At 63.7% G+C, this 6,943-nt stretch carries 7 protein-coding genes; 1 reads left to right on the top strand and 6 read right to left on the bottom strand.

The window, feature by feature from the left end; translation table 11 throughout:
• The coding region (locus tag SGJ19_20750) for a hypothetical protein (GenBank protein MDZ4782683.1) at positions 1-375 on the top strand (375 nt) is incomplete at its 5' end.
• Positions 376-543: 168 nt separating this feature from the next.
• Here SGJ19_20750 and SGJ19_20745 read toward each other — a convergent pair.
• From SGJ19_20745 to SGJ19_20720, 6 genes are all read right to left on the bottom strand, one after another.
• Positions 544-1,419 (bottom strand): SDR family oxidoreductase, encoded by an 876-nt coding sequence (locus SGJ19_20745; protein ID MDZ4782682.1) that lies wholly within the window; start codon positions 1,417-1,419, stop codon positions 544-546.
• On the bottom strand, positions 1,416-2,570 hold the full coding sequence (locus SGJ19_20740; GenBank protein MDZ4782681.1) for an amidohydrolase family protein: 1,155 nt from the start codon (positions 2,568-2,570) through the stop codon (positions 1,416-1,418). Before SGJ19_20740 ends, SGJ19_20745 begins: the two co-directional genes overlap by 4 nt.
• Before the next feature lie 46 nt (positions 2,571-2,616).
• Positions 2,617-3,090: a hypothetical protein gene (locus SGJ19_20735; GenBank protein ID MDZ4782680.1), complete on the bottom strand. Its 474-nt coding sequence runs from the start codon at positions 3,088-3,090 to the stop codon at positions 2,617-2,619.
• A 178-nt stretch (positions 3,091-3,268) separates the two neighbouring features.
• Entirely contained in the window at positions 3,269-4,531 is a 1,263-nt protein-coding gene (locus SGJ19_20730; protein ID MDZ4782679.1) for a cysteine desulfurase-like protein, read from the bottom strand.
• On the bottom strand, positions 4,528-5,307 hold the full coding sequence (locus tag SGJ19_20725) for a putative hydro-lyase (GenBank protein MDZ4782678.1): 780 nt from the start codon (positions 5,305-5,307) through the stop codon (positions 4,528-4,530). The genes SGJ19_20730 and SGJ19_20725 overlap by 4 nt, the downstream gene beginning before the upstream one ends.
• 118 nt (positions 5,308-5,425) lie before the next feature.
• Complete coding sequence (locus SGJ19_20720) at positions 5,426-6,859, bottom strand: di-heme oxidoredictase family protein (protein ID MDZ4782677.1); 1,434 nt, start codon at positions 6,857-6,859, stop codon at positions 5,426-5,428.
• Positions 6,860-6,943 lie beyond the last annotated feature (84 nt).

Here is a 6,943-nt window from a genome sequence, read left to right as displayed (position 1 = left end):
GTCTGCGTACGGGCCTACTTGGAGAAGAAACTCACCACGCCTGATCGCACGGCGGTCGAGGCAGCGGAGAAATGGGTCGTCGAGCCCAAGCAGGAACATTGCCGCGCCGCGGAGAAAGCCGCCACAGCGACGCGGCACGAGACGGCGGCCGGTTGGGTAGCCGCCGCGGCGTTCTGGAGCGGCGACAGCATGGCCCCGGCCGACCTGCCGGCCGTGCCACCGAAAGACACGCTCCCCGGCCAAGGCGTCTATGTGGCCGTCAACATGACAGTGACGGGCGATGATCCGCGAGCCATTCCGGAACGATTCCGCACTTGCTTGCAACTCGGCGCGGCGGTAGCGGACGGAAAAAACTGCTGGCTGGAGAAAAAGTAGGAGACGATTCCAGATTGAACCGCGGAGGGCAGAGACGCGGAGGGGAAGAGGAATTTAACCGCGAAGTACGCCAAATATCGCGAAAAAAGAACGGTTTTCGCGTTTTTCGCGGTTGAATTCCTCCTCGCCGCGCCTCTGCGCCTCCGCGTTTCAAATCGGAGTAGCGCCCTATTTCTTACCGCGCAGTTTGGATTGCATCGCCTCCCACTGTTCCGCGGTAACTTCTTCCAGAAAGTTAAACTGCCCCGCGCCGCGTAACCATTCGCCGCCGTCGATAGTGACGCATTCGCCGTTGATGTAGCCTGCGAAGGGGGAGAGCAGGTAGGCGGCGAGGTTCGCCAGTTCCTGATGTTCACCGTAGCGGCCGACCGGGATGCGCTTGGCTGGATCAAATGCGTTCTCCATGCCGGGCGGCACGAGGCGCGACCAGGCGCCTTCCGTGGGGAACGGTCCGGGGGCGATGGCGTTGGTGCGGATGCCGTACTTGCCCCATTCGCTGGCCAACGAACGCGTGAGCGCCAACACGCCTCCCTTGGCAGTCGCCGAAGGAACGACGTAGCCGGAACCGGTCCAGGCGTAAGTCGTGACGATGTTCAGGAAGGCGCCGGGCTGCTGCGCGGCGATCCAGTGCTTGCCGAAGCAGAGCGTGCAATTCGCGGTGCCGCGCAGCACGATATCCACCACGGTGTGAAACGCGTTGTACGAGAGGCGTTCCGTCGGGCAGATGAAGTTGCCCGCGGCGTTATTGATCAACCCATGCACCGCGCCGAAGCGCGTGAGCACTGCCTGCAAGAGCGCGTCGACTTGCTCCGGCACGCGGACATCACACGGCTGCGCGAGCACTTCTCCGCCAGTTTCTTCCTGCAACGCCGCAGCGGCCTTTTCCAATACCTCGGCGCGGCGTCCGCAGATGACGAGCCTCGCCCCAAGTTGGAGCAGGTACTTGCCCATCGAGTAACCGAGCCCGGTCCCGCCGCCGGTGATGACGATGATTTGATCCCGAAAGGAATCGGCGGGCAGCATGCTATCGGTGTGCTGGGTCATGAATTGCTCCGGTACACGCTCTCGCCGCCGACGATCGTTTCGCGCACCGTGATGGTGCGCGATGCATCCTCCGACAGGTCGAATAAAGTCAAATTCGCGGCGGCGCCGACGAGCAAGCCGGAGTCGTCGCGGCCGAGCAATTTCGCCGGTTGCGTAGACGCCATCTCGATCGCCGTTTTCAGGCCCACGCTGGCGAAGCGCATTACATTCGAAATGCCGACGCCGATTGGCGCCGAGGCCGCCGCTAATAGTTGGTCCTGACCGGCGATGACGAGTTTTCCGCTCGGCAGGATGTCCAGTTCGCAGAGTTCCGTGCGATATCGTCCCGGCGGCAGGCCAGCCATGCCGGAGAGGTCGCTGATGAGCACAATGCGCTCCGCGCCCTTGGCGCGGACAAATGTCTGTACGACTTCCGGCGGCAGATGGTGTCCGTCGACGATTAAACTCGCCGTCAAGCGATCCTCGGCGAGTTGATCCCAAAGATAGTTCGGGTGACGTGGCAAGGTGAGGTGCGCGCCGTTACCCAAATGCGTGCTCAACCGTGCGCCGGCATCGACGGCCGCGCGAATTTGCTCGCCGGTCGCGGCCGTATGGCCGATCGCCACAAGTACGCCGCTGGCCACGGCCTGGCGAATGAACGCCGGCGCGGAGTCATATTCCGGCGACAGCGTGACGAGTCGAATTTGCCCGCGCGCCGCTTCTTGAAAACGGCGAAACTCGTCCCAATCCGGCGCGCGACAGAATTGCCTGGCGTGCGCGCCGCGCGGACCGTCGAGCGCCGAAAGATACGGGCCTTCCAAGTGAATGCCAGCCACGCTGGCACGGACTTCCGCGCGGGCATCGATGGCCCCGGCGATCACGCTGAGCGCGTGCCGCAAGTCTTCGTCAGCGTTCGTGGTGACCGTCGGACAGAAGGTCGTCACACCCATCGCGTGGACGGCTGAGACGATCGTTGCCACGCGATCGACGGTCAGCGTAGCGGCGCTGAACTCCTGGCCGCCGTAGCCGTTGACTTGCAGATCGTACCAACCCGGCCCGATCCACGGCAGATCCGCGGCGGCCTCGGCGCGCGAAAAACGGGCGATGCGGCCGTGCTCGCAAGCCACGACGACCGCTTCGCCCGTATCATATCTGCGCCCGGCGAATTCCATGGCGATGGTTATAGCATCGCTGTGCGGGGATTGTCGCCGTGGTCCGTTACCAGAGCCCGTAAGCGGCCGGAATCGAAACCCGGGTCGGACGCACGACCACCAGCGGATTCATCCCGCCGGTCCAGCTGTATGCGTTGTAGCTGTTCGCGTGCCAGCCGGGCGAATAGGCGCCGCAGGACGGAGTCGAATTGGCGATCGGGCGAGAATTCGACAACCCGTACCACTTCATCGCGGCGATGCGGGCTTCGCGCTGCGCGGTCTTTTTCTCGGCCTTGCGGCGCACCGCGAGCTTGGGGTCGAGGTAGTCCGCCTTGGATTGTTCGTACAGCCACATGTCGGCCGTCGGCTGCAATTGCCCCCAGGAGACGTGCATGCCGGGCGTTTCCGCTTCGGGCCCCGGCGCGCTCTGATACGGAGCGTCGTCCGGTTCGTTGAAGGGGGAAGGCGCGGCCTCTTGCGCCTGGGCGCCCGACACCGCCAGCAAAACCACGGCCCCCCAGAAAATGCCAATCCGCTTCATGGGTCGATCTCCCCCGTCAAAGTGGTCAAAAATGCGGCGGACTCAGGCCGTGCGGTCGCCGCCAATGGGCAACCTCGGCGCAATGCAGTCCGCCCTAGATGCATTCGGCATACCGCGAGGCGCGATTGCAGCGAATGTGCGGATATTTCCGAACTTGCCGGGCGGCCCGAAGGGTCGCCTATTGGAGATGCGACAGCACGTCCAAGGTGCGGTCGATTTCGGCTGTGGTGTTGTAGTGCAGCAGCCCGATCCGGACCGCGCCGTCGGGTTCCAGACCGAGCGATTCGCTCAGCCGCAGGGCGTAGTTGTGCCCGTGCCAGGCGAAAATACCTTGTTCGGCGAGGCGTTCCGCGATGGCCCGGGGCTTTAGCCATTTATGAGTGAACGCCACGGTGGGCACGCGTTCATCGAGCCGGTTCGGCTGGCAGACGCCGTGGACGCGAATGCTCTCCATCGCGGCGAGGCCCGCCAGCAAATGCCGCGACAAGAACTGTTCGTGGAGAGCGATCGCGTCCATCGCGGCAACAATGGCGGAACGTCGTTCGCCGGCGCCGATGGATACGCGCCAGCCGATTTCGGCCAGATAGTCGATCGCCGCGCGCAGCCCGGCAATGCCTTCGTGATTCTGCGTGCCGGTCATCCAGCGATCCGGCAGGCCGTCCCCGGCGGGGCGCACTTTGTACGCTGGCAACATGCCGAGCAATTCGCGACGCCCCCACAACAGGCCGACGTGCGGGCCGAAGAACTTGTAGGCAGAGCAGACCAGGAAATCGCAGTCCCAGCGGGCCACATCCAGCAACCGGTGCGGCGCCAGATGCGTAGCGTCGAGATACAAGAGCGCGCCATGCTTTTGCACCAGCCGCGCGATCTCGCGTAGCGGCGTAATTGTGCCAGCCAGGTTTGACGCGCAGGTGATCGCCGCCAGCTTGGTACGCGGCGAGAGCTTCTCCTTCAAGTCATCCAGGTCGAGCGTACAATCTTCGGGACGGACGCGGACTTCGCGAATCGTCGCGCCGGCATCATTGGCCGCCAGAATCCAGGGGGCGATATTGCCGTCGTGATCCAACTGCGTGACTAGCACTTCGTCGCCGGGTTGCCAAGTGTGCGCCAGGGCGCGGCTCAGTGCGAACGTGAGCGAGGTCATGTTCGCGCCGAAGACGATCTCGTCCGGATCGCGTGTGCCCACGAAATCGGCGGCGGCCCGCCGGGCCTCGTGCAACGTATGGTCGCTCTCGCGGCTCGTGGCGAAAACACCGCCGTGGTTGGCGTTGGTGTGGGCCAGGTAGTCGACCATGGCGTCGATCACGCATTGCGGCGTCTGACTGCCGGCCGGGCCATCCAGGAAAATCGCCTGCTTGCCGGCCACCGAGCGGGCCAACGCGGGAAACTGCCGGCGGCTATTCTCTACGTCAAAGGTTGATGATTCGTCGCTGCCGGTCATCGCTCGCAAAACGCCTCGTCCAGCCAATCGGTGATGAACATATGGCCGGGGGCATGGGTGATCGCCAGTTCCGGCCGCGCGGCGAGAATCGCCAACTGTGGCGTCACCCCGCAAGCCCAGAATACCGGAACCTCGCCCGCCGCCACAGGGACCGGATCGCCGAAATCGACGCGTTCCAGGTCCGCGATGCCGATTGCTGCGGGGTCGCCGACATGAATCGGGGCTCCATGCATGCGAGGAAACCGGTCGGTGACCGCGTGTACGGCGTCGATCTGGTCGGCACGATAGGGCCGCATACTGACGACCAGCGGTCCGGCAAAACTGCCAGCGGGACGGCAAGCGATGTTCGTGCGATACATCGGCACGTTGCGCCCTAAATCGATATGACGCACCGGCAGTCCGGCTTGCTGTAAGGCCTGCTCAAAGGTGAAGGAACAACCGAGCAAAAACGCCACGAAATCGTCGCGCCAGAGATTCGTAATCTCGGTTGGCTCGGCGGCCTCCGCTACGCCATGGCGAAACACGCGGTAGCGCGGGACGTCGGTCCGCAGATCGGCGCCCGGGGCCGATTTTTTTGGTTCCGGATCGCCCGGCGCGGTTTGCTCCAAGAGCGGGCACGGACGCGCGTTCAATTCACAGAACGCAGCGAAGTCCGCTGCGTCGGCCGCTGGGAGGATTACGACGTTGGCTTGCGCAAAGCCTGGCGATTGTCCGGCGGTGGGGCTGTTGAAGGCGCCGGAGCGCACACGTGCTCGAAACTCCGAGGCGGTACTCATCTCACTATTCAATCGATCCTGGTAAGCCCAGGGAAGGCCCTAACAGGCTGCGAGGATAGCAAAGTCGTCGTTGGCCTTCCCTGGGCTTTTTTTCCACAAACATCTGCCGCAACGAAAACTATTGCGGCGCTTCGAGCGTTTCCAAGAAGTCGATCAGATTCAGCTTCGCCATTCTTGGCAAATTGCGATAACGCGCGGTGACGCCGGCGGCTTCCCCTTCGTGGAGATCGATGGCGTCCTCCAGCGAATCCGCGCGGCCGTCGTGCAGATAGGGCCCCGTATCCGCGACGCCCCACAACGGCGGCGTCCGCCACGAACTCGAAACGCTTGCCAGACTCGACGCACTCGGTGCGCCGTAGTAACTGCCGATCGACGGCGGCGACGGCGTAAGGACGTCGCGCGACGGAAGTGCTTCGATCGCACGCCCCAATGCATTGCGTTGTTGCTTTGGCAGCCGGGCTTGAGCGACCGCCGTCGCCGTGGGGGATGGCAACGCCACGTCGCTCAACTGTGGGCCAAGGTCGTGCAGTAACAGATCGCTGTAGATTCCTTGAACCTCGTCCAGCTTCTCTAGATGGCATTTCGCGCAACCTACGGTGCGAAACAATTTTCGGCCGCGCGCGATCTCCTTGTTGTGACCGGCGGTTTCCACGGGTCGAGGCAGCGCGGCGATAAATTGCGCAATTGCATTGACGTCCTTGAACTCCATATCGACGCGCGGTTTTGCTTCCTGCTCGATCAAGGGATCCGCGGGCTGCGGATGATCGTCAACCGTGAGCCCCAGTTCATTGGCGCACGCCCCGGCGACAAAATCGCGTAGCGATGCGATCTGCCCGCGCCAGCCGAAGCGGCCGACGTCGTCTCCGGCGGCCGGCACGCGCCCCGCGATCGGATCCTTGTCGCGCGCCTGCCGTTCGGCTTCCTCGCGAATCGCGTCGGACGAGATTCGGTTGATCAAGCCCGCGCCGAACAGCGACGGCGCACTCCGTTCGCTCAGCATATAGTGGATGCCGTCGCGCTCGATGAAGCGCAAGCCCGTGTCCGCCGGAAGATTCAATTCCCGCGGCGGTTGGCTGGTCGCGGACTCCACGATTTCCCGTCGCCATGGCGCGTACATTGGCTTGGTGTGATGTTCGTGCAAGACGATGGAAGTCGCCGTGCGATCCTTAAACGCCGGATGCACCTCGCCTAAATCCGCCGACTCGCTGTTTTCACCAAACACGCGCTGGACGATCGCGGCAACGGGCGTGAGGCGCGTCAACAACACAACGTTCTTCTCGTTCCCGCCCGCCCCGCCGACGCCGCCCTGTTTGTGGCAGGCGACGCAACTGGTCTCGTTGTAGAGCGGGCCGAGCCCGTCGCTCGTGGCGCCCACCTCCAGATTGGGCTTCCAATTGATGGTGAACAAATCCCGGCCGCGTTCGAACGGCGGAGCTTGATTACCGTCGCCGGATTGCCCGGCGGCGACACTGGCGCAGGTCACGATCGCCCCACCAGCCAGAACCCGCAGCGACTGCGGGAAACGCGCGATGCGCGCAGATAGAAACCGCATACGACCCTCCCTCTGTTCCAAAAAAAGGGGTTGCGATGCGTCGGACGGCGTGTCGGGTGCGCCAGCCTCTCTCACTTGATGGCG

Source organism: Planctomycetia bacterium (genome assembly GCA_034440135.1).
Taxonomy (GTDB): domain Bacteria; phylum Planctomycetota; class Planctomycetia; order Pirellulales; family JALHLM01; genus JALHLM01.
The sequence above is the reverse complement of the archived record's forward strand: the minus strand, read 5'-3'. Positions and strand labels throughout refer to the sequence as shown.

Coding starts and splice junctions, on each gene's coding strand:
- SGJ19_20745 (MDZ4782682.1), bottom strand. CDS start 1,419: ATGACCCAGCACACCGATAGCATGCTGCCCGCCGATTCCTTTCGGGAT.
- SGJ19_20740 (MDZ4782681.1), bottom strand. CDS start 2,570: ATGGAATTCGCCGGGCGCAGATATGATACGGGCGAAGCGGTCGTCGTG.
- SGJ19_20735 (MDZ4782680.1), bottom strand. CDS start 3,090: ATGAAGCGGATTGGCATTTTCTGGGGGGCCGTGGTTTTGCTGGCGGTG.
- SGJ19_20730 (MDZ4782679.1), bottom strand. CDS start 4,531: ATGACCGGCAGCGACGAATCATCAACCTTTGACGTAGAGAATAGCCGC.
- SGJ19_20725 (MDZ4782678.1), bottom strand. CDS start 5,307: ATGAGTACCGCCTCGGAGTTTCGAGCACGTGTGCGCTCCGGCGCCTTC.
- SGJ19_20720 (MDZ4782677.1), bottom strand. CDS start 6,859: ATGCGGTTTCTATCTGCGCGCATCGCGCGTTTCCCGCAGTCGCTGCGG.